Origin of the sequence: Psychrobium sp. nBUS_13, from assembly GCF_051201665.1 — a bacterium.
GTDB lineage: Bacteria > Pseudomonadota > Gammaproteobacteria > Enterobacterales > Psychrobiaceae > Psychrobium.
In genome coordinates this window covers 3,794,486-3,816,742 of sequence record NZ_CP179210.1, presented here as the reverse complement: position 1 = coordinate 3,816,742, position 22,257 = coordinate 3,794,486, and the positions used below count along the sequence as shown (strand labels likewise).

Below are 22,257 nucleotides of genomic sequence, written 5' to 3'. Positions count from 1 at the left end.
AATCTTTGCCCACTTATTCATTAGCCCTAGCTCACTGTAATGGCTGATGATGTTGCAGACTTGTGATGAATACGTATGCAAATGCCTAGGCATCAATAGACACTCGCTATATTATCAATGGCTATTATAAGTATTAATAATTTGGGGTGTGTATGTCGCAGCAAAAGCCTAATCTTAGCTTTTGGCAGATCTGGAATATGTGTTTTGGATTCTTGGGCATCCAATTCGGTTTTGCACTGCAAAACGCCAATGTTAGTCGTATTTTCCAAACGCTTGGTGCAGAAATTGACGACCTACCTATCTTATGGGTTGCCGCGCCATTAACCGGGTTAATCGTTCAGCCGATCATTGGCTATCTGAGTGATAATACGTGGAACAAATTAGGCCGTCGTCGTCCTTATTTCCTTTATGGCGCAATAATTACTTCACTTGCCATTATCGTGATGCCAAATGCGCCAGTATTGTGGATTGCTGCGGGTACGTTGTGGATTATGGACGCGTCGATTAACATCACAATGGAGCCGTTTCGCGCGTTCGTTCGAGACATGTTGCCAGAGAATCAGCGGCCAACGGGCTATGCCTTTCAAAGTTTCTTTATCGGTATTGGTGCCATTGTCGCTTCGGCATTACCGTGGATGCTAACTAACTGGTTTGACGTTGCGAACGTTGCACCAGAAGGGCAGATTTCAGATTCCGTCACTTATTCATTCTATGCGGGCGCTGTGGTGTTGTTAGCTGCTGTAGGCTGGACCGTCTATCGCACTAAAGAATATTCACCGGAGCAACTAGCGGCATTTGAAGCAGCTGAAGATGCATCGAAAGCGGCGCATGTCGAAAAGCATCGCACCGCAAATCAGTATTTCAGTGGCTTTGCTATTTGTACATTAATTGGTGGTGCATTTCTCACATTTATCTACAGCAATCAATTGGATGAGGAGCTATATCTAGTTGCCGCAGGTTTGATTGCTTTTGGTCTTATTGAATTGTTCACGGCACTAATGGTTAAGCGCCAAGCAATTAGCAATGGCTTTTACCAAGTAGTGAATGATTTATTTCACATGCCAAAAACGATGAAACAATTGGCGGTGACACAATTTTTCTCATGGTTTGCACTGTTCGCCATGTGGATTTATACCACCTCTGCGGTAACCGCTTTTCACTTTGGCAGCACAGATACTACGAGTCAGTTATACCAATTTGATTAAGTTTGTGATCTTGTTTTGCGAAGGAAAAACAAATGAAGGCAAGGCGCTTGATTGAGCAATAGCTGGCTATTGGGATTGAAAGCAACGCAACATTCATTTTATTTTAACCAGCAAAAGTGGGCAATAACTTTGTCAACTTGGTATTATATAACGATGGTGCCGATTGGGTTGGTGTGCTATTTGCGTCATACAATGGTTTTGCAGCTATTGCTGCGATTTTGATTCCCGTGATGGTGAGTAAGATGGGACTGCGAGTCAGTCATTTGGTGAATATGTTCTTGGGTGCAGCGGGTTTAATTTCGTTCCTTTTCATTGAAAATCCAGATTACTTGCTGCTCTCGATGGTTGGTGTCGGTTTCGCGTGGGCGTCAATTTTGTCATTGCCATACGCATTATTATCTAATTCATTACCTGCCCATAAAATGGGTGTCTACATGGGTATTTTCAATTTCTTTATTGTTATTCCGCAGTTATTAGCGGCGAGTATTCTCGGCGTATTGGTGCGCTACTTATTCGAAGGCCAAACAGTTTATGCCTTAGCGCTTGGCGGCGCTTCGATGATTATTGCAGGCATTTCAACGCTGTTTGTTAGCGATCGGTATTCTTCAACGACACAATCACAACAACAATAGGAGTCTGTCGTGAAACCATTATTTAAACCAAGTCTTATCGCCGTTACCTTAGCAAGTACGCTAGGGCTTGCTGGCTGTGGCGAGAAATCTTCAGCGCCAGGTGCGCCGGGCGCTCCCTCAACGTGGGCTTATGCTGGTAAAACGGGTATTGGTAGTTCTTATGAAGCCTATAAAGATTTAGCTTACAGCGATGAAGCTGCGACAGGTAAGGTATCTAAAGTATGGTTCTCGTTAGCGCAAGGCATCATTACTGAGACGATGTTTGGTCTGATCCACGAAGCGCAAATTAAAGATATGCAATTTGTAGTGACGGGTAAAGGCTTTGTCGATACTGAGCAACATGACACCGTATCTACCATTGATTATCTCTATAAAGACGACGCTGGCCGCCCGCTCTCTTTGGCGTACAAAATCGTTAATAAGGATAAAGAAGGTAAATACAGTATCGAAAAGCACGTATTTACTGATCCTAGTGAAAACACGCTATTTGTTAAAACCTATTTCACCGCTTATGAAGATGGTATAACTACCAACTTAATCGTTAACCCGCATGTCAATAACAACGGCAGCAACGATATGGCGGTTGCTACTAAAGACAGCTTGTCGGCAGAAGATAACGGCAGCTACCTAACGGTATTAAGCGGCTCTGATTTTGCAAAAACCTCAGTGGGTTTTATTGGTGAGTCTGACGGTTTAACTGATCTTAAAGATGGCACGATGGACTGGCAGTACCAAACCACGGGTGAAGTCGCTGGTAATGTTGGTTTGACCGCGCAGTTTGCGCCAGTTGCGCTCAATGGCAAAGAAAGCGTAACTGTTGAATACGATATCGCCGTTGGTTTCGGTCATTCTAAAGCAGACAGTGAAAGTGCTGCTAAAGCGTCACTTAAGCACGGTTACAAAGATGTGCTAGCCCATTACAACGGCGAAGGTGAGCACCTAGGTTGGGAAGATTACTTAGCGAGTCTGTCTGGTTTACCATCAATGACTGAGATGACTACTGACAACGGTAAATTGCTTTACACCAGTGCCTTAGTCTTAAAGGCGCAGGAAGATAAAACCCACGCTGGTGCGCTTATCGCATCACTATCAAATCCGTGGGGTGACGCGATTTCAGCAGAGAAAGGTCATACAGGCTATAAAGCGGTATGGCCACGCGATTTCTATCAGTGTGCAATGGCATTACTTGCACTTGGCGACGAAGAAACACCGTTAGTGTCGTTTAACTACCTTGAAAAAGTACAGGTTTCTGACAAATTTAAAGAGAACAAAGGCGAAGGCGGTTGGTTCTTACAGAAAACTCATGTTGATGGCACCATCGAGTGGGTTGGTGTACAGCTAGACCAAACAGCGATGCCAATCATGCTAGGTTGGAAGCTTTGGAATAACAAAGTGTTATCAGATGAGCAGCTCGTAAGTTGGTATCACAAAATGCTTAAGCCAGCGGCTGATTTCCTAGTAAAAGGCGGCACAGTTGATATCGATTGGAACAATACAAAGATTACGCCACCGATGACGCAACAAGAGCGTTGGGAAGAACAATCAGGCCATTCACCATCGACCACTGCCGCTATTATCACGGGTCTTGCTGCTGCAGCTGATATTGCGAAATTAGCAGGCGATGATGCAGGCGCTAAGTTATATGAAGAAACAGCAACGAAATACGCGGGTGATATCGAAAAGCTGATGTTTACCACTAAAGGGGCATTTACCGAAGGTGACGACAATGGTCAGTATTTTGTTCGTTTAAACAAAGACAAAGCGATTAACGATGATGAAAAGCTCGGTGACAACAATGGTAAGCCAGGTCTAGACAAGAAAAGCATCGTCGATGGCGGTTTCTTAGAACTTGTTCGTTATGGTGTACGTAGTGCAGACGATGCTGCTGTTTTAGATACACTGGTTGAATACGATAGCCAGAATATTGAAGATAACCTACGTGTTAAATACAACTTCACCTTTGATGGCGTAGAAGGTACTTTCCCGGGCTGGCGTCGCTACGGTAACGATGGTTACGGTGAAGACATCATCAAAGGCCGTGGTTATCACGCGACAGGGCAAAATATTGAAGCCCAGCGCGGACGTGTTTGGCCATTCTTCACGGGCGAACGTGGTCACTATGAACTAGCTGCTGCGAAACTCAAAGAACAGCAAGTAAGCTCACCAACCATGGATAAGTTGCGTAATAAATACGTTCGTACGATGGAGCTATTTGCTAACGAAGGCATGATGCTACCAGAGCAAGTTTGGGATGGCGTTGGCAGTAATGAAAAATACGGCTACAAACTAGGTCAAGGTACTAATTCAGCAACTCCACTCGCATGGACGCATGCTGAATATGTGAAGTTACTGCGTTCATACAGTGACCAACAAGTGTGGGATAACTACAGCGAATTAACGGATAAATTTACGCGTAAATAACTCAAACTTCTGATTATCAAATGCCGCTTTTTAGCGGTATTTTTTATGGCTGATAGTAAATCTTGTTTCAATATGTTCTATTAGATTAAATTTTATGAGGAGCTAGTCAACAACATGGAAACTTACGTTGTTTTATTTCGGGGAATTAATGTTGGCGGCAACAATAAAGTTGCCATGAAACCACTGGTGGCAGCGCTAGAAAATGCTGGGTTTATAAACGTTAATTATTATATTCAGTCCGGTAATGTTGTCTTAGATAGTGATAGTTCACCACTGCGTTTAATTGCTGAGGTTGTCAAAGAGTTATGTGGGATATCGCCTGCTATCATGGTGATTAAAGCCAGTGAATTTAGTGATATTACCGCGAGCAATCCTTATAAAAATAAAGAAGGCAAACTCGTTCACTTCTTCATTTGCAATGACATACCTGAGCTAAACCTTGATAAAGTCGCTAAATATCAACTGTTATGTGAGCAATACACATTAAAAGATCGTACTTTATACTTGTTTGCTCCAGACGGTATTGGTCGCTCTAAGTTTGCGACAAATATGGAGTCGTGTCTTGGCGTTTCAGCGACCGCTAGAAACCTAAATACCATCAATAAAATTGTTGCGATGCTTGATTAAACGATAGTAATTGTTACTAGACTTTTCTATTGGCGCTTGTTGATTGCTAATAGTCACACAACTCGATAGTCTGAAATTCAATCGATTCTCACAAAAGGATAATTCGATGAATGTTAGATTATCATTATTGTTGTGCTTCCCTCTGTTTATGATGACTTTTGTTTCGTTTGCCACAGAAAGAGAGACTATCTCACCACCACGAAAACTAACGGCTGAGCAAGCAAGAGTTGCTGCTAAGAATTATCAACGATATTGCGCATTGTGCCACGGCAAAGAGCGAGAAGGGCATGCGAACGATCACGCGCCATCGTTACGTAGCAAGAGTTTGATGGAATCGGGTGTGCCACATGCTATTGTACGGCCGATGTCTTATGGGCGTGAAGGCACTGCGATGGGAGGTTATTTAGATGAAGTTGGCGGTCCGATGACGCTTGCAGAAACCTGGGATCTTACTTATTGGTTATGGGAACAAGCTGGCTATGATCGGTTACAGTTTTCCACTAAACCAGTGCTCGGTGATAGCGTTGCTGGGGGTAAGTTGTATCAGCAACATTGCACAAGTTGTCATGGCGTGAATGGCGAAGGCGTTAGCGCGCCAGCATTAGGTAATCAATCTGCGTTAGCACATAATACTGACGAGTTTATTCGTCACGCCATTGAAAATGGCCGTCAAGATACGCCAATGTTGCCGTTTAAAGATAAATTGTCACCAGCACAAATCAATAACCTAACCGCATTTTTACGTAGTAAAGCCAGCGGTTGGACAATGAATAAACCCGTTTTACGCGCTATGCCAAAACCTGAACAGTACATTGTGAATCCGCAAGGTGACGATCCTAATTTTTCATTACAAGATGGTATGTACGTATCATCCAACGACCTAAATGACGCGCTTAACGGTAAGAAACGCATGGTGTTATTGGATACGCGTGTGCCATCCGTATGGCAAACCGCTCACATTGAAGGGGCTATTCCATTTCCTTATTATGCTGATTTAGATGAAACCGTTGCAGGTATTCCAAAGGATGTGCAAATTGTTGCCTATTGTTCGTGTCCGCGAGCTGCCGCCGATCATACGATTAAAAAACTACGACGCAAAGGTTACACACGCACAGCAGTCTTATGGGAAGGCGTTTTTGGCTGGATGAACTTGGGTTATCCGGTGGTGAGGCGCGATGTGAAAAACAGCATTCACTAGTGAATAAGCACTAGTGAATGATAGTGGTTCTATCAATGATTATTCACTACCACGCAGTGAATGTATTGCGGGGTGGTTTATGAATTGACGCAATGGCCAGTAGCATGCAAATAGGGCTATTAGACTAATGAGTACAATAGTCACTACGAAAACAGGTACAAGTTGAAGTGAAAAGTAGCCAGCTAATTCTTCATTGAATCCGATATAAATACCTAGCAATATCATCATACTAACAATTATTCCAATCGCTATAGAGCTAGAGTTTTCTCCTACGATTAATTTGATGAGATCACGACCCTTTGCACCAATGGCCATGCGTGTACCTATTTCAAACCCACGCATTTGCGTGCTGTAGCTTAAGATACCGTATAAGCCGATTGCAGAAAGCACTATCGTTAACACCGCTAGCACGGCGCTAGTCACTGCTGTCGTGTATTGAGTGAATAGCATTTCATTGAGGCGCTCGTCCATTTTTACCAAATCAAATACGGTATATTGGGTGGTAACTTCTTTGAGAACGGCGACAGCCTGTTCGCGAGTAAGCTCTTGGCCATCAGCAATACGCAGTGTCATAACAGTACTCGCTTGTGAACCAGGGCGGTAAGCTTGCATTGGCTGCTCTGCTTGGCCTGGATACAAAGTACCTTTCACGATGCCAATAATAGTCGCAGCCTGATCACCACCAAAGCTTATTTGTTGGCCAATTGCGCTGCCTTCTGGTGCTAACGCTTGTGCAAACTCGGTATTTACAATCATTACAGCGTTGTCGTCTTTGACGTCTGCAGCGGTAAAGTTATCGCCTTCGAGTAAGGTTTGGCCGATCATATTAAAGTAGTGTTGATCGATAAACTTGGTATTGACGACAAAGCGCTCGTTGGTGGCCACTGAGATTTGGGCGTTTAGATTAAAACTATTAAGCGGCGCGCTTGACTGATTGATGGCAACAATTTGCGGTAGCTCTAGAAGTTTTTGGCGAACCTCGTTCATTACTGGAATTCGTTCCGCTTCAGGTGGTGTCGTCGTTGCAGATATAGATAGAGACAAGGTGCTTAGGTTCGCGGTGTTATAGCCCAATGGTTGATCAATGGACTTTTTAGCATCTTGAAACAAACTAATGTTAATAAACACTAGCGTTGTCACTATAGTTACTTGACTAATGATCAGTAACTTACGAATGCCTTGTGAGACTTGAATACCTGTGCCTTTACCGCTTGACTGTAGAGTAGAGTTCAGCGCTTTGTAATTGATCATGCGCGTACTAAGGCGAGCGAAAAATAGTGCTAGTGATAAGGCGATAATCACGGCACAGCTCAACGTAAACCAGTTGATAGACAGCTCGCCAACTCGCGGTAATTGCTGTGCTAGCAATTGTTGCATCATGTAAAAACCACCACTTGAAATGACTAATGCAACACCCACTGAAAATAGCATCAATAAGTTAGTTTCAGCAAAAATGGTACTAAATAAATGCTTTTTGTTAGCGCCAACGGCGGCGCGAATAGCTAATTGACGCTGTTGCTCTGCCGTACGAGAGATGAATAGATTGGCTATGTTCGCACAAGCAATCAACACTAAGCCGATGACACCAGCCAGTAATAAATAAACAGTACGCTGACTATCGCCAAGAATTTCAGTTTTAAAGCTTTTGGTATCCATGGCGATACTCCAACCTTTAAAGAACTCGACTGAAGTGACTTCTTCTTGCCATTTGTCGTTGACGAGAGTGGTTAGTGTCTGATTGATTTGGCTGACAGTCATTGGCGACGTGAGTTTACCAATGTACATTTGTGAGATGTTAATATTACCCCAAGATGTTCTTAAACGCGGGCCTGATTGATTGTAGTCCCATGGCAAGAAGACGTGAGTAGTAACCCCTGTTTCGTAAAGCTCAGGCTCGATGAATTCTTGTGCTAATACACCGACAATCGAAAAGCTATTGCCGCTAAAGTCCATTTTTTTACCCAAGATATTTTCGTCGCCAGCAAACTGTTGTTGCCACGTTTGATAGCTAATAATACCTACAGGGTTGTTCTTATCTTTAGCTTCCGTCTCTTCAAAAGATCTACCCAACGCCATTGGCGCATCGACAAGTTTGAAATATTCTGGCGTGACAAACAGCACTTCAAGCGTTGGCTGGTTTAGTGAGTTAATCAGTACGTCTTCTGAGGCATATAGCAAGGCTGCTTCACTAAATACAGTCTGATTATCGTACATATGAATCAAGCCAGGGTAAGTGAAAGCATTGCCAACACGTTCGCCTTTGTTATTGCTAAAAACGCTGTTTACTTGAAACAATTGCTCTTGATCTGGATAAGGCAAAGGTTTCGCTATGAGTACATAAGCTAGCGTTAATACACATAGCAATGCACCGAGTGTAGTACCCATAGTGGCAACAATGGCTGCGATGAAACCGGGCTTCTTTTTCAAACCTGCCCAGGCTTGTTTTTGTTGATAAGAAAATTGACTCATACCGCCTCCTGTTCAACTGATTCAAGGTTAGGCGTGGTTAAGATAGCACCATCTAGCAGTTTTAGTTGGGTGGTTGCCATATCGGCGTAGCGTGGGTCATGCGTTACCATGCAAATAGTGGTACCAGCTTGATTGAGCTGCTCTAACACGTCCATGACTTGATCGCCACTTTTTGAGTCAAGGTTACCCGTTGGTTCATCAACTAACAGAATTGCTGGTTTGGCGACTAGTGCGCGGGCAATAGCAATTCGCTGTTGTTGACCACCAGAGAGCTGATTTGGTCTGTGGCTAATACGATGACTCATATCAACGAGCTCTAAACATTCTTGAACTCGTTCCTTGATTTGTTCATCGCTCATCTTGGCGATGCCGTAACGTAAAGGCAAGGCGACGTTGTCAAACACTGATAACTCGTCAATCAAGTTAAAAGATTGAAAAATAAATCCAATTTTACTACTGCGGATCTCTGCCGCCATATCGAGTGATAAGTCTGTTACATTGACGTCTTCAATAAAATATTCGCCGCCACTAGGCATATCTAGTAACCCTAAAATTGAGAGCAGGGTTGATTTTCCACAGCCTGATGGACCAGAAATAGACACGTAGTCACCTTCGTAAATTTCTAAATCAATGCTTTTTAATGCGTGAGTCTCTAGTTCATCGGTTTCAAAAACTTTAGCGATGTTGGTCATCTTGATTTTAATATTGTTCATGGTTAATTCCTTATAAAATAGCTTAGGCGTGTGACTAAGATTTAATACCTAGTACAGAGGCTGTTTTGGTTATGTTTGATAGATCTGAGACAATAAATTGTTGCTCTTTTTGTGCCCCAGAGATGATTTCAATGTAACGACCGGCTTGGCGGCCTAATTTAAGTTCGACGAGCTGAGCCTGTTGTGATTGCGGATCAACTCGGTAAAGAGAAATTTTACTATTAGCCTTAATGCTTGGCGGACGTTGAATGTAATGCACATTATGCAGGGTATCAGCGGTGATGAGCCCATCGACTTTGAGCATTGGTCGTGCGCTAGCTGGTAACTGTGTTGGTAATTCAATTTCTACTTCGACAGTATTGTCGGCAACGATAGGGTCAATGCGTGATACTTTACCGATGATTTTATCGCGGCGGGTATCAATGATTGCCGATTGGCCAATTTCGATTTGTTGTGCTTGGCTTTGTGGCACACGAATTAATGCTATTAAATCGCTTACACTACCAATGAGTGCGACTTCTTGACCTGCCGATAAACTCTGACCCAATTCAACAGATAAGCGTTGTAACACGCCGTCAAAGCCTGCTCGTACTGTCAATTTATCGAGGCGTGCTTGCGCTATATCTAATAGGCCTTGTTGTTGATGCACGCGATCTTGCCCAATGCTGATGGCTTCTTGATGAACTAAATCAAGTTGTGCGAGACGCTGTTTAAGAATATTGATCCGCTTTTTGAGTTGTTGTTCATTGAGTAAGGTCTGCTGAAATGTGAGCGTTGAAACAATGCCTTGTTTTTCCAGCTTTTCTTCAGCAACGCGTTTGAGTGATGCGGTTTCGTAATTGGCATTAATTTGTGCAAGCGCGGCAGCTTCATTGAGCTTTTCACGTTGCTGATTGAGTTTTAACTGGCGCAGGTTGGCGTTTTCCTGGCTTAACGCCCGTTTGGCACTATCGAGTTGTTGTTGCAATTCAGGATTGTCGAGCAGCACTATAACGCTGTCTGCTTTTACATTAGCACCAGGTTTAAGCACAATTTCCTTAACAGTGGCGCGAGAAAAAGCGGTGATCAATTGCTGTTTATCTGATTTTAAGCTGCCATATCCCTCGATAATGACATTCAAATCTCCTTGCTTAACATGATCAATTAAAATCTCGCCACGTTTTACACTGACAGAACTCGCACTTTGATTGGCCCAAAACACTAATACCGCAACGACTAATATGCCAATAGCTAGCAGCGTTTTGTTCGACCAATTAATTTTGGCTTGTTTCTTAGTTTTGACAACGTCCATGATACCCTCAGGATTATTCGATAATAACAACCTAATAGCGAGTAACGTGCCAAGTTTGTTTTTTCTTTTAATTCATGAGTTTATGTTTGTAGTAAGGTGTTGGGCTGGGGAGCCAGTCCGATATCGGACCGACTGTTTTCAATAACGAACTGAGCTTTAAGCGTTATTGTTCTTTTTCTTTGGTGCGCTGGTTGGAAGTTTGATGGTGACAGTTACACCAGTTTCTTCGTTGTTTTCAAGCGCAATAGTCCCTTGATGTTGCTCGATAATATTACGACAGAAGTTAAGGCCAATACCTTGGCCCTGACTTTTTGTTGAAAACAGTGGTACGAACAAATTGTCGAGATTGGCGAAACCGTGGCCATTATCAGTAATAGTTATTTCGTTGTGCTGTCCTATTTGGCGAATTAGCAATAGAATATTGCTTGCATTTGCCTCGATAGAATTCTTTATTAAGTTAATCAAAACTTGTTCTATAAATGTTTGATCTGCCCATATCCACTGGCATTGCGAGCTCATTTCAAGTTGATGGGTATTAAATAAACCACCAAGGCGTTCTTGTAACTGCGTAGTGTCGATTTGCTTGGGTTCTAAACTGAATTGTTGCGACAATGATGAATATCGACTAACAAAGTCTTGAAGGTGATGGCAACGTTCGTGAATCAATGCCAACGCCTTTTGATCGCGCTCACTGCTACTACGTGTAGCAAGACTCTCGGCCAGCGATGAGACTGGTGTAAGTGAGTTTCTTATTTCGTGGCTCATGACTCGAATAATTTGGTGCCATGCGTTTTGCTGACTCTCTCGTTTAACTGATTCTACGTTGGTAAATACGAGTAACTGGTGGGTTTGACCATCGTCGATAAATTCACTTTGGCTGATTTGCCATTGCTGACTATTTTTATCTAACTGCCACTTATTGTCACGTTTGGTGAGGTTTAATAACTTAGGTGACGCATTGCGAAACATCTGCCATGGTTGTGCGTACAAAGCTGAAAAAGCACCATTTGCATAGCTCAGTTTATTTTTTTGATTAAAGACTAAAATTGGAATGTTGAGCTGATCAATTAATTGATAGACCAAAAAGGCATGTTGATCATAGCGAGACTTTTGCTCCGCAAGGTGCTCACTCAGTTGTTTTAATTGCAGGTGGAACTCAGCTGCGTATCCTTGGGTAAAATCGCATTTAGCGTATTGATTGTAGTCTTCGACTCGCATCGCCTCAATATGCAACAAGCCACGACTATAGGTAGACATTATCCGTCGGTATATTTGACTAAGAACAATGCCACAGGCTAATCCAATTAACCCGAGTAGTATCGCTATATTCCACGGCGTGATAGCTAACTGATAGAAGATGATTGTACTTAAGCACAATATCAGCGCCGTCAGGAAAACACAGCGAATTGTTAGATAACGCTCTAGTGACTGGCTAACGCTGAACTTGATCATATTTTTCGAGACGACGATATAGTGACGATTTTGTAAGGCCAAGCAATTGTGCTGCCTGAGGAACATTTTTTTCTGTGCGCGCTAATGCCTGCTCAATCAAGCTGACTTCTGCTTGCTCGAGAGTCATAAATGTCATTGTCGTATTGTTTGTGCGTACTGCTGAAATTGGAAGATCGGAATCTTGCAATATCGGCTGTTCATCAGTGATTGGTGAAAGCAATATTGCGCGCTCCATTACATGACTTAATTCTCGAATGTTGCCGGGCCAATGATAACCAAGTAATGCTTGTTTAGCGCACTGACTTAGCGCTGGGAGCGTACGTTTATATTTATTAGCGAATTGTGCCATAAAATGCTCAGCTAATGGCACAATGTCGTCGAGTCGTTCATGTAAAGAGGGAACACGAAACTCTAGCGTGTTTAAGCGATAAAATAGGTCTTCTCTGAATTGCTCTTCTGCTATCAACCTGGTGAAATCACCATTTGACGCGCTGATTAATCGACAATTAGTTTGCTGAGTTTTACTGCTTCCTAAGGGTTCGAATTCACCTGACTCAACAACGCGTAGTAGTTTTGCTTGTTGTGATAATGGAATGTTGGCAATTTCATCCAGAAATAGTGTTCCTTGTTGTGCTAATTCAAAGCGACCAATACGACTGGACTTTGCATCGGTAAATGCGCCCTTGGTGTGCCCAAACATCTCACTTTCAAATAACGATTCAGAGATAGCACCCATGTTAACGCTTATAAAAGGCTGTGTTGCACGCTGAGATTGTTGATGAATATGTTTGGCAAGCTGGCTTTTTCCTGTGCCATTGTCGCCAGTAAGCAAAATGGCAACGTCCGTGGCAGCTACATTATCGATTTGTGCCATTAGGTTAACCATACAGCTTGAGCGCCATTGGTAGGCGTGCTGTGGCTCTGACTCGAGGCGTTGATGTAACCGTTGATTTTGTTGTTTTAATCCTGCCATGGCCAGCTGCTGTGAAATAACTTGCAACAGACGCTGATTTTTCCAAGGCTTTTCTATAAAATCACTGGCACCAATTTGCATCGATTTAACCGCAAGTTCAACGTTAGACCATGCTGTCATCGCAACAGCAGGGACATTGGGATGATTTTTTGAAAGCCATCGCAATAGTTCTAAGCCCTCATCACCTGATGTAGTGTCGAGTGAATAGTTCATATCCAGTAGAATTAGCGAAACGTCATTGTCGTTTATGGTTTGCTGGGCTTGGTAGGGTGATTCGGCTTCCAGAACCTGATAGTTGTTGTCTTCCAATACAAAGGCTGCGCTGAGCCTAATATCAGGTCTATCATCGACAATAAGAATGGTTGCAATTGTCACTATATTTCCAAAAAATGGTGCAGTATTGATTGCATAGTAAGGGCAAATCGACGTGACTACAAGATGACTCACCTCTAGTTTTGTAAGCTTTATCCAAATTTGTACATTTGTATAATCGTGGATAGCAGCAAAGGGTCAAAGAGAAGATATTGATAAATTTTCAAAACTGTTATTCGAATTAATGGTACTTTAGTTATTGAGTTACACGAGATTGTTGGTGATGTACAACATTATTGGTTGTTTAGAATCCCCTAGTTTTGGCTTTATTCGTTCTAGCGCGAAAGCACTAGGCTAAAAAGCGATATCACTGCACTTTTTGAAGCTAATATGACCATAATCAATCGCATATGAAATCTCTCTCACATAGTAACCGTAAGAGAGGATAAGCGGCGCTAATGTTACGGAATTATTTGGCCTGTTCTCGTATTCATTAAAAACGAACAATAGCTTTGTTTAATTTTTATTTTCGTCCGATAAATTCTTAATGCACTTTTCTAATCCTCTTGCAGAATAGCTAATTATGAAACCAATTGTGCAATATATATATATAGTCGCAACTCTAAACTCTGATAGATTCTGCTTTAATTCTGGATGTTCAATAGTCCAACCCTGAAATAAAAAATAATCCAATGAAATGAAAAGCAATATAAAAATAGTCAAATATTTCCAGTGCTTTATTTCATTTTTTTTAATTAACTGCAATGTTTTTTTGTTATTCATGTATATTTCCTTAACTACTCAATTTCTCTATCTCGTTTTCTCAATAATGCTCTGATTTCAGGTTTAATATTCTTCTTTTCAAAAGATGAACTGCGTAAATCAGTCAAATGAAGGCTATATGGAATTAAAGATTCAAATTGTTCAATATTGCCATTAAGCGCAGACATTAATAGGTGTTCTTTTTTAATAAAGAGGTTACTTTTATCTAATTGAGATTTAATGTGAATAAATGGCGCATTTTGGATTATTAAGTTAATAATAATAATATCATTAAATACTTCCTCTGAAACATTTGTAAAAATTTCATAATGTAGTTGCACATAAGTTTCCCAATTACCTTTTTCTGCTGCAATTTGTAATTCATACATTAATACTTTAGTTTCGTCTGACAGTTGTAAGTCTGATGAAGTGGAATTGGCTGACAATTTTTTATTAGGTTCTATAAGGTTTAAAGGTGCACAAGCCTTGATTTCTTCTAATATTTCCATTCTTTTTTTTAATATAGAGGATAATTTTTTCGAATTAAATTGCTTTTCATGTGCGATCTTTAACAAACTATTATATGCAAAATGTGATTTATTAATTAAGTTTAAAATATACTCTGAAAATTCGTGATAAGTTTCTATGTTCAGTGAAGCAATTAAGTAATGAATTTTATTGAACTTTTTTGGGTAAATACCTTCTTTCGCTAGAATTCTAAAAATTTTGATTATATCGTCTGTTTTTTCGGGGAACCTTTCTGCCGCAATTGCTAAAAAGTCCATTTCAGTTAAAGATTCAATGTTGGATGCAGGGTTATATCTTAAATTGTAGTTATACCAATACATGAACAAATTTGCATTCAAATCTTTAATCGTTAATGTCGGTAAATTGTATTCTTTATCACTTATATATATTGGTTTATTTAGAGAACCACTGTAATAGTTAACTAAGAGATCTAGCATCTCTTTTGACCAATTTTCCTTCGTTGCCAAAATTAGATCATCAAACCTTGGATATAGTCCGCTTGCCAATAATTGTGAAAGTTGATCTACGTCTAGATTTTTGTTGAAAGAATAAATTAAGAAAAGAAGCGTATTATTAAGTACCTTTGTTTCAGGAGGAATAACTTCAATTCGCAATATATCAGAAATCAAGGTTAAGTTATTAGTTGTGCTTGCAGTAATTAACTTGTTTTCAAGTTCTTTAGGTAATATAAAAGGCTTCTGAGGTAATGAGATACGATTATTTTTTATTATTGGGTAATATAGCCCCAATTTAAATATTATTAAACTTAGATTATTTGATTGTCTTATCTTTTTTGTATTAGTTAATTTGAATATAGGCTCTTTTACAAGCACTTTTAAATCGATATCTAATAAGTTTATTGAGTTAATGTGTTCTTTGTTAAGTTCACATTGTTGCTTGATTATAGAGTCGACTTTATTGTTGGGAACTTTTTTTGATGCTTGTTCGCTAGATTGAGGTGTATCAACGATGACTTTTACTTGGCTATTTGATGTTTTATTTAATAAAAGTCTAATTAAAACAGCACAAAGAATTATAGCTAATATTGTTAAAGGTATATATTTTGATCGCATGTTAATTAACTTAAGTAGAATAAAGGCACCAAATATTCAGGTGCCTTTATGGATGTTACAAATAACTATTTTTTAAAATAGACTCTGGCAATGTTAGGCAAGACTTGACTAACTCTTCGTTTTGTCTATACGCATCCCTAGTTTGTTTGGCACTTGCTGTTACTGCCGTTACGGTAAAGGCTCGTCTATAAGGTCCTTCTGGAACAACTCTCGATAATCCTGTGTAAACAAGGGCCATTTCACCAATATTTACTCCTGTTCTTTTTTAAAATTAAATCTGCTTTTATTAAACATAATCCTCGGCTATTTTTAAACGTTTTTTCGTTTGCTATTACCACCGTAGTATTAGTTTCCCTACCTTCAAATAAGTGAGCAAGATATTCACTGTGTGACTCTTCTCTATTTACAACTGGGCTAGTTATATTTTCCAGCCAATTTAGTATATTCTGATGATTAATTTGTGCGTCTTTCTGGCAGTCTGAGTCACATTCTGTCGACACTCTATCGTTATAGTTTCCTCCATTATGCGCAACTGAATTTGCGTCGAATGATAAAAAGAAACCTATTAAAATGAGAGAGTAGAGTGAGTTTTTCATATTTTTGTCCTTGTAATATCAAATTGTTTAGCATCCAGAAGTATATATAAAGTGGCAGATTCAACTCCGAAGTGCATAACCGCTAAGCAGCTATCTCTGCCATATGTTCAGCCATTAATTGCGCTGGTGTTTTATAGTTAAGCTTTTTTCTTGGCCTGTCGTTGAGTTTGACGATGACAGCTTTCACTTCTGACTGTTCTATCTTTTTGAAGTCAGTTGATTTTGGCCAATATTGTCGTAACAATCCATTAGTATTTTCATTTAATCCTCGTTGCCAAGAGCAATAAGGGTCGGCGAAGTAAACATCACACCCTAAACTTGCTGTCACTTTCTCATGGTAAGCAAACTCTTTACCGTTATCAGCCGTGAGCGTTGCCACTGCTTTTCGATAGGGCTTTAACAACGCTATTGTTGCGGCAGTGACTGTGTCTGCGGATTTATCGTTAACACGGCTAGACACAGTAAAACTCGTTTTACGCTCTACAATAGTCACTAGCGCACCACTGTGTCCTTTTCCGATGACAAGGTCAATTTCCCAATCGCCAATCCTACTTTTATCATCAACAACTTGTGGTCGTTTATCAATGTTTACTCTATTTTTTATAAACCCTCGACCCGCTTGCTTATCATGACGACGATGTTGATATTTCTTGCCCTTTCTACGCAATGCTTTGAATAATGTGCCACCACGCTGTTTATCTCGCCAGATATATTGATAAATTGTTTCATGGCTAATGTTAACTACCTCATTGAGTTCAAGCCAACCAGCTATTTGCTCAGGACTCCATTTTTCACTGAGTTTTAATTCGATCACGTCAATGATTTGGGCGGTCATCTTAGTCGCTTTGGGTGCTGCCGCTTTACGTTGCTGGGCAAACTGTTGAGCTTGCTTAATACGATAGCCCCGTAATCCTGTGTTACGAGCGAATTCTCTACTAATCGTGGATTGGCTAACATTAAGTTGTTTCGCCATTTGATTCTGACTCATTCCACTTTTATTTAACGCGTAAATCTGGCATCGTACTTCATAAGTCAGTTGTTTATATGTTTTCATTGTTGCATCTCTTGCTGGAGAAAAAGCAATTAGCCTATATTCAGCTGGCTACTTTTTCTACCTAATTCAAGTTATGCACTTATGATTTGAATCTAAGAGTTATTTAAATGTAAATATTTTGTTTGATTTTATAAATCAAGATTTTATATGAACAACTAGCCCACAAGTTTCACGAATAACTAGTTGAGGAGGGATAATAGAACATGTGATAGATTTTTTTTGTATAAGCCCAACGAGGTTTTTAACCAAGAGCTGTCCGGCAATCGTTGTATCTTGGCGCACCGTTGTCAGTGGCGGGTTTGTAAATTGCGCTACTGATATATCATCGTAACCAACAACCGCAATATCATCGCCGACTTTTAAGCCTTTGTCGCTAATTGCTCGCATAGCGCCAATGGCCATTAGATCACATGCCGTAAAAATTGATCTGATCCAGCCAGAATGGACACTTTGTTAAGCGACATTTAATTCTTCATACTTCTCAGGGCTTAAGTAGCCAAGAGAATTATGCCTTCTCTTCTTGTTATAACCGTCTTTCCGCACCTAAAATAATTGGTATTAATAGCGCAACAGCCTGTTTTCGCAGGTGGATTGGTGTGGATGAGCTTTTACAGTTTTTTTCAAGTCGCCATTGTTCGAAAGCAGTAACGGTTTGGGCTAATTTATCAGGCATCATTGTTACCTAAGTAGATTGGTGACAGTGATTAAATCAGATTAAAAATAGTAAGTTGAGCTATGCTGCCGCAAGCTCACAAAAGAATTAACCGTACGTCGAGGTAAAAAATAGCAGCAATAGCTTTGGCTAATAAAACGGTAAGAACTGCTTTTACATTGCTAAAGCATAATAAAGAGTATCAGTCACAATTACTCGTGGCTTAGATTTGTCAAAAAGAGCGATTAAAATAGGTAAGACCGACCTTCAAGAGACTGTTAGGGGCTGAAGTTTATAAACCTGTTAAACAGAAAATTCATGAAGGTGCGAAAACATCAGAGGCCAGAGGTAGCACCTCAATTTGAGCCCGTATATAAGCTAGCCAATTAAGTGCAATAACGGTTTGTTATTGCACTTACGCTCTGTTGGTTTAGCTTTAAAAAGTAATAGTGACACCAACGCTTGGCAAAGGCATATCAGGAAACTGATAGTCTTTTTCATAACTGGAATAGTCAGGTGTGTATTCAAACTCTTGGATGGTGCGCGAACCATAAACATTGAGCACTTCAAAGTAAAAGTTGGTGTCTTTACCAAGCCATGTCGTGTTGTAATCTAATCGAAGGTCCAGTCGATGATAATTTTTCACAGAAGAGGCATTAAATGCTTCATATTGCGGTATGTAAAATAAAGGCTTATTAGTATTGTCATCATAATAAGGCTGAGCAGATACCACGTCTGTGTATCGTCGTCCGCTTTGAAAACGCCATTTAGCGCCCAAGCTCCATCGTTCATTAAAGGTATAATCAACCACCATGTTAGCCACCCATGGCAAATCAAACTCACTGTTGAATGTTTGGTTCGTTAACGGATTTTTGCGATCCGTTTTACTATAAGCGATGCTAAACCAACCTAACCAGTTATCGTTAAACGACTTATTAATTAATAATTCAGCCCCGTAGGCTTTACCTGTTGCCACATCTAGATATTGTGGAACATTTGCGCCTATCGTTTGATCAGGCAGGCGTTTTTGCGCATTAGGGTTGGCAACGACTAAACCATCAAACGTTTTATAATAGGTTTCAAAACGCGCTTGCCAAAATGAGCCAAAAGAGTGGGTGTAATTTAATGTGTAATGCTCCGAGCGGCTTGCTTTCATTGATGCATTACCTGATATCGGTGACAACAGTCGATAATCATCGATCCAAGTATGATGCTTGCCATAGGCAACACGGACTGATTGCTCATCTGACAGTTGCCAATTGAGTGACGTTCTTGGTTCGATATAGTTCTCGTCATTTAAATCTGATCCAATGGCGGAAAAGCCTAATTCGTAAGAAAATGAGTCGCTGAGTTGCCCAACCGTATTGATGTACGCCGTGTATTGTTGAATATCGAGTTCATGTTGAGTGGAAAACGTATCACTAAAATAACTTGCAGGACACATTTCAAACTCAGTGTTACATGGAAGTAATCGCCCACTACTACGTGAGTCAACTTCTGTATTAGACAATTCAAATCCAAACTGCGCATCAAAATTTTCACCAGAAAAAACATTATCACTTTTTAATATCCATTCGGTAATATCGGCGTTCCACGAATACACATCGCCTTCCCGTGACTGCTGGTTAGTTTGCAAATGGTTTAAGTTGATTCGCCACTCAACATCGTCAAAAGCGCGCTGCCAATCAATAGCTTGGCTATGATAATATTCTTGGAATGCTTCTCCAGAGGCAAGATCGGGATTTTTTGCAATGTCTCTGCCGTCTTCGTCAAATGCAATTTCAATATAATCCTTTGCGCCACTAGCACTGAGTGTCAATTTGTCGGTGTCGTTGATAAACCAATTATATTTTGCTTGATAATCTCGATTTCTAGGCGGCACAGAGAACGAAAAGTCTTCATCTTCTATAAAGTTATCGATATAGGTATGCACTAAACTTTCTCTAAAAGAGACATAAAAAGCCGCATCATCTCCTACCGCTCTTTCTAGCAAAAAGCCACTGCGATAAATACCTAAATCCACCACATTCTGCGGCGCATCGCCGTTAGCGTCACGTAATGTTGTCATTATAACTCCGCCATTTGCATTGTTGTATTGCGCAGACCATGCCCCGGTTTTCAATTCGAAACTTTCAATTAGCAGCGGATTGTAAACACTTAATCCATCGTTATGAAAGATATATCCCATGTCGAGGCCATCGGTTAAATACAGATTATCGTTTCTTGAACTGCCACGAATAGCGGGCTCTGAAATTGGACCACCGCTATTAGGCGTTGCCAAAATAACCCCCGGTAAGGCCTCTAATCCTTTAATGGGATCATTGCCTGTGCCGGGCAAGGTAACCAATTGTTGAGAGCTTATTTTAATGCTGTTGCTTTTAGGAGCCACCACGGTAATGGTTTCCAGTTTACTATCTACACTAGGTGTTTCTTGTGCAGCTAGGTTCATGGCACTCATCATGGCTAAACAACCACAAGAAAGAGAAAAATTTAGTTTCATTGTGTTACTCATTTTTTCGTTAAATTGAGCAAAACAATACGTGAAAAATTTGAAATTAGGCTTTACAATCCATTGGTTTTGAACAAATAGGCAGTTTATTGTATGAATGGGCAAGTTTTACTAGGCGCTATTAGGCCTACCCGATATTTTATATTTTTAGCATTCACCTTTGGGCTGCTTTTTGCACTAATGGACAACAGCGAAAACTTCGATAATCTGTTTTTTACCATGGTTGTATGGCAAATTCAGACACAAATAACAATGGCCTTTTTTGTTCTATCTCATCACCTTTTGATTGGAAAGTTGGGCCAAATTACCTCTTGGAAAAAGCTCGTTGTTTCTGCGCTTATTACCTCCTGTTTTTTCACGCCTGTTTCTTTAATGCTTGATGTCCTCATTTTAGCTGACGACACATTCACCCTAAACGCACTATTGCGAGAATGGATGAATATGGCACCACCAGCAGTCCTTTGTTGGGTGGTCATTAATCTGCCTTGGACATTAGGCGTGATAAAAAGTGATATTCCTTCATCGCAAACCCCGACTCAACCTTTAGCCTCCTTTCCAAAAATAGAAAACGAAATAAACGATGAGTCAGTCATCGCGACTACCCCACACTTTTTTAATTTATGTGGACTAACCAGTATTGATGATTTGCTGTATTTAAAAGCAGAGTTGCACTATTTAAATGTTGTTACAACACAACGCGAAACCCTCATTCTTTATAACCTAAAAGATGCCATTAGCGAGCTAGCAGAATTGAATGAGGATTACACGGATTGGCGAACACATCGCTCTTTTTGGGTCAATAAATCTCAGATGATGCGTTTTACCAAAGTGGGACGAGAAGGAAAGTTAGCCTTTAATTATGACCACGCGCCAGACGCCTTAGTCAGCCGGCAACATACTGCTAAGGTAAAAGCGTGGTAAAAAATTAAGTGAATTGGCTTTGATTTTCAGACTGAGAAGCCTAACCTCTAGCTGCTTTGGCAATCCAAACCTGTATATCAGGGAGCGTGCACTCGAGTTAATACGCACAATGGCATCTTGCAGGCCCAGCGTTCTAATCACTTTATGCAGCGTCGATTTTTCAATGGAATAAGCCAGTCGAATAGAAATCACGGTCAAACAGCGTGAGTGAATTATTTTATGCCTTCTCAAGATCTGTTCAGCTAATTTCACTAACTTTATAGTTGTAAAAAGCACAGCCAGCAATTAAATGGCTACTTAATTCCATTAAGTAAACTATTTAAGCTAGATACAACGAAATCAGCAAGCATGGCGAGAAAAAATAAAATGGCAGGATTAGACGATGATTATCGCTCAACCCTGCTGGAGTCGGGGGAGTAAAATGCGCTAGCCCTGTACCAATCAGCTTTTGGATTAGTTTTATCTTGGCGTGACTCTTCAAACCATGCGTGTTGATCAGACGTATGACTAAGAACCTGATCAATAATGATTTTAATATCAGATTGTTTAGCACGGGCAATTAAAGGGGTAAAATCATCGAGTGAACCAAAAAGTGGGTCCACATCGCGATAATCACTGATGTCATAACCAAAGTCTTTCATAGGTGATTTGAAAAATGGCGATACCCAAACTCCATCAACGCCCAATGACTCGATATAATCGAAGCGATCAATAATTCCTTTTAAATCTCCAACGCCATCGTTATTCGAATCCATGAAACTACGTGGGTACACCTGATAAGTAACGGCGCCTTGCCACCAAGGGGTATGCTGCATATCAACCTCAATTATTTCGATGCACTTAAATATGTGCATGCTATTTATTGGCTA

At 40.6% G+C, this 22,257-nt stretch carries 15 protein-coding genes and 3 pseudogenes; 6 read left to right on the top strand and 12 right to left on the bottom strand.

Features of this window, described 5'->3' with window-relative positions; translation table 11 throughout:
- Nucleotides 1-152 precede the first annotated feature (152 nt).
- The 4 genes and pseudogenes from ACMAZF_RS17675 to ACMAZF_RS17660 all read left to right on the top strand — a co-directional run bounded on the left by ACMAZF_RS17675 (nt 153) and on the right by ACMAZF_RS17660 (nt 6,083).
- Nucleotides 153-1,837: pseudogene (locus tag ACMAZF_RS17675) on the top strand (MFS transporter).
- A 9-nt stretch (nt 1,838-1,846) separates the two neighbouring features.
- Nucleotides 1,847-4,258: a glucan 1,4-alpha-glucosidase gene (locus ACMAZF_RS17670; protein ID WP_435275040.1), complete on the top strand. Its 2,412-nt coding sequence runs from the start codon at nt 1,847-1,849 to the stop codon at nt 4,256-4,258.
- 114 nt (nt 4,259-4,372) lie between these two features.
- Nucleotides 4,373-4,885, top strand: a complete 513-nt coding sequence (locus ACMAZF_RS17665; RefSeq protein ID WP_435275039.1) for a DUF1697 domain-containing protein — start codon at nt 4,373-4,375, stop codon at nt 4,883-4,885.
- A gap of 106 nt (nt 4,886-4,991) precedes the next feature.
- On the top strand, nt 4,992-6,083 hold the full coding sequence (locus ACMAZF_RS17660; protein ID WP_435275038.1) for a c-type cytochrome: 1,092 nt from the start codon (nt 4,992-4,994) through the stop codon (nt 6,081-6,083).
- Nucleotides 6,084-6,122: 39 nt separating this feature from the next.
- On the opposite strand, the gene ACMAZF_RS17655 is transcribed toward ACMAZF_RS17660, so the two are convergent.
- The 10 genes from ACMAZF_RS17655 to ACMAZF_RS17610 form a co-directional block, all read right to left on the bottom strand.
- Nucleotides 6,123-8,552, bottom strand: coding sequence for an ABC transporter permease (locus ACMAZF_RS17655; protein ID WP_435275037.1), 2,430 nt, complete (start codon nt 8,550-8,552; stop codon nt 6,123-6,125).
- Nucleotides 8,549-9,265: an ABC transporter ATP-binding protein gene (locus ACMAZF_RS17650; protein WP_435275036.1), complete on the bottom strand. Its 717-nt coding sequence runs from the start codon at nt 9,263-9,265 to the stop codon at nt 8,549-8,551. Before ACMAZF_RS17650 ends, ACMAZF_RS17655 begins: the two co-directional genes overlap by 4 nt.
- Nucleotides 9,266-9,299: 34 nt before the next feature.
- Nucleotides 9,300-10,556: an efflux RND transporter periplasmic adaptor subunit gene (locus tag ACMAZF_RS17645; protein WP_435275035.1), complete on the bottom strand. Its 1,257-nt coding sequence runs from the start codon at nt 10,554-10,556 to the stop codon at nt 9,300-9,302.
- Nucleotides 10,557-10,712: 156 nt separating this feature from the next.
- On the bottom strand, nt 10,713-12,008 hold the full coding sequence (locus tag ACMAZF_RS17640) for a sensor histidine kinase (RefSeq protein WP_435275034.1): 1,296 nt from the start codon (nt 12,006-12,008) through the stop codon (nt 10,713-10,715).
- Nucleotides 11,989-13,356 (bottom strand): sigma-54-dependent transcriptional regulator, encoded by a 1,368-nt coding sequence (locus ACMAZF_RS17635; RefSeq protein WP_435275033.1) that lies wholly within the window; start codon nt 13,354-13,356, stop codon nt 11,989-11,991. Before ACMAZF_RS17635 ends, ACMAZF_RS17640 begins: the two co-directional genes overlap by 20 nt.
- Nucleotides 13,357-13,809: 453 nt before the next feature.
- Nucleotides 13,810-14,076, bottom strand: a complete 267-nt coding sequence (locus ACMAZF_RS17630; RefSeq protein ID WP_435275032.1) for a hypothetical protein — start codon at nt 14,074-14,076, stop codon at nt 13,810-13,812.
- A 14-nt stretch (nt 14,077-14,090) separates the two neighbouring features.
- The gene (locus ACMAZF_RS17625) at nt 14,091-15,656 is read right to left on the bottom strand and encodes a hypothetical protein (RefSeq protein ID WP_435275031.1); all 1,566 of its coding nucleotides are present in this window, start codon (nt 15,654-15,656) and stop codon (nt 14,091-14,093) included.
- A gap of 239 nt (nt 15,657-15,895) precedes the next feature.
- Nucleotides 15,896-16,252, bottom strand: a complete 357-nt coding sequence (locus tag ACMAZF_RS17620; protein WP_435275030.1) for a hypothetical protein — start codon at nt 16,250-16,252, stop codon at nt 15,896-15,898.
- Nucleotides 16,253-16,334: 82 nt separating this feature from the next.
- A complete protein-coding gene (locus ACMAZF_RS17615) occupies nt 16,335-17,306 on the bottom strand; it encodes an IS30 family transposase (protein ID WP_435275029.1) in 972 nt (323 codons plus the stop codon).
- Between the two features lie 135 nt (nt 17,307-17,441).
- Nucleotides 17,442-17,729, bottom strand: coding sequence for a substrate-binding domain-containing protein (locus ACMAZF_RS17610; protein ID WP_435277276.1), 288 nt, complete (start codon nt 17,727-17,729; stop codon nt 17,442-17,444).
- Between the two features lie 322 nt (nt 17,730-18,051).
- Between ACMAZF_RS17610 and ACMAZF_RS17605 the strand changes: the two are divergent.
- Nucleotides 18,052-18,185 (top strand): annotated as a pseudogene (locus tag ACMAZF_RS17605) (IS110 family transposase); the annotation flags it as partial.
- Between the two features lie 209 nt (nt 18,186-18,394).
- On the opposite strand, the gene ACMAZF_RS17600 reads toward ACMAZF_RS17605, so the two are convergent.
- Nucleotides 18,395-20,458, bottom strand: a complete 2,064-nt coding sequence (locus ACMAZF_RS17600) for a TonB-dependent receptor plug domain-containing protein (RefSeq protein WP_435275028.1) — start codon at nt 20,456-20,458, stop codon at nt 18,395-18,397.
- A 102-nt stretch (nt 20,459-20,560) separates the two neighbouring features.
- On the opposite strand from ACMAZF_RS17600, the gene ACMAZF_RS17595 reads away from it, so the two are divergent.
- Nucleotides 20,561-21,388, top strand: coding sequence for a LytTR family DNA-binding domain-containing protein (locus tag ACMAZF_RS17595; RefSeq protein WP_435275027.1), 828 nt, complete (start codon nt 20,561-20,563; stop codon nt 21,386-21,388).
- A gap of 434 nt (nt 21,389-21,822) precedes the next feature.
- Here the strand turns inward: ACMAZF_RS17595 and ACMAZF_RS17590 are convergent.
- Nucleotides 21,823-22,203 (bottom strand): annotated as a pseudogene (locus tag ACMAZF_RS17590) (alpha-amylase family glycosyl hydrolase); the annotation flags it as partial.
- Nucleotides 22,204-22,257: the final 54 nt, after the last annotated feature.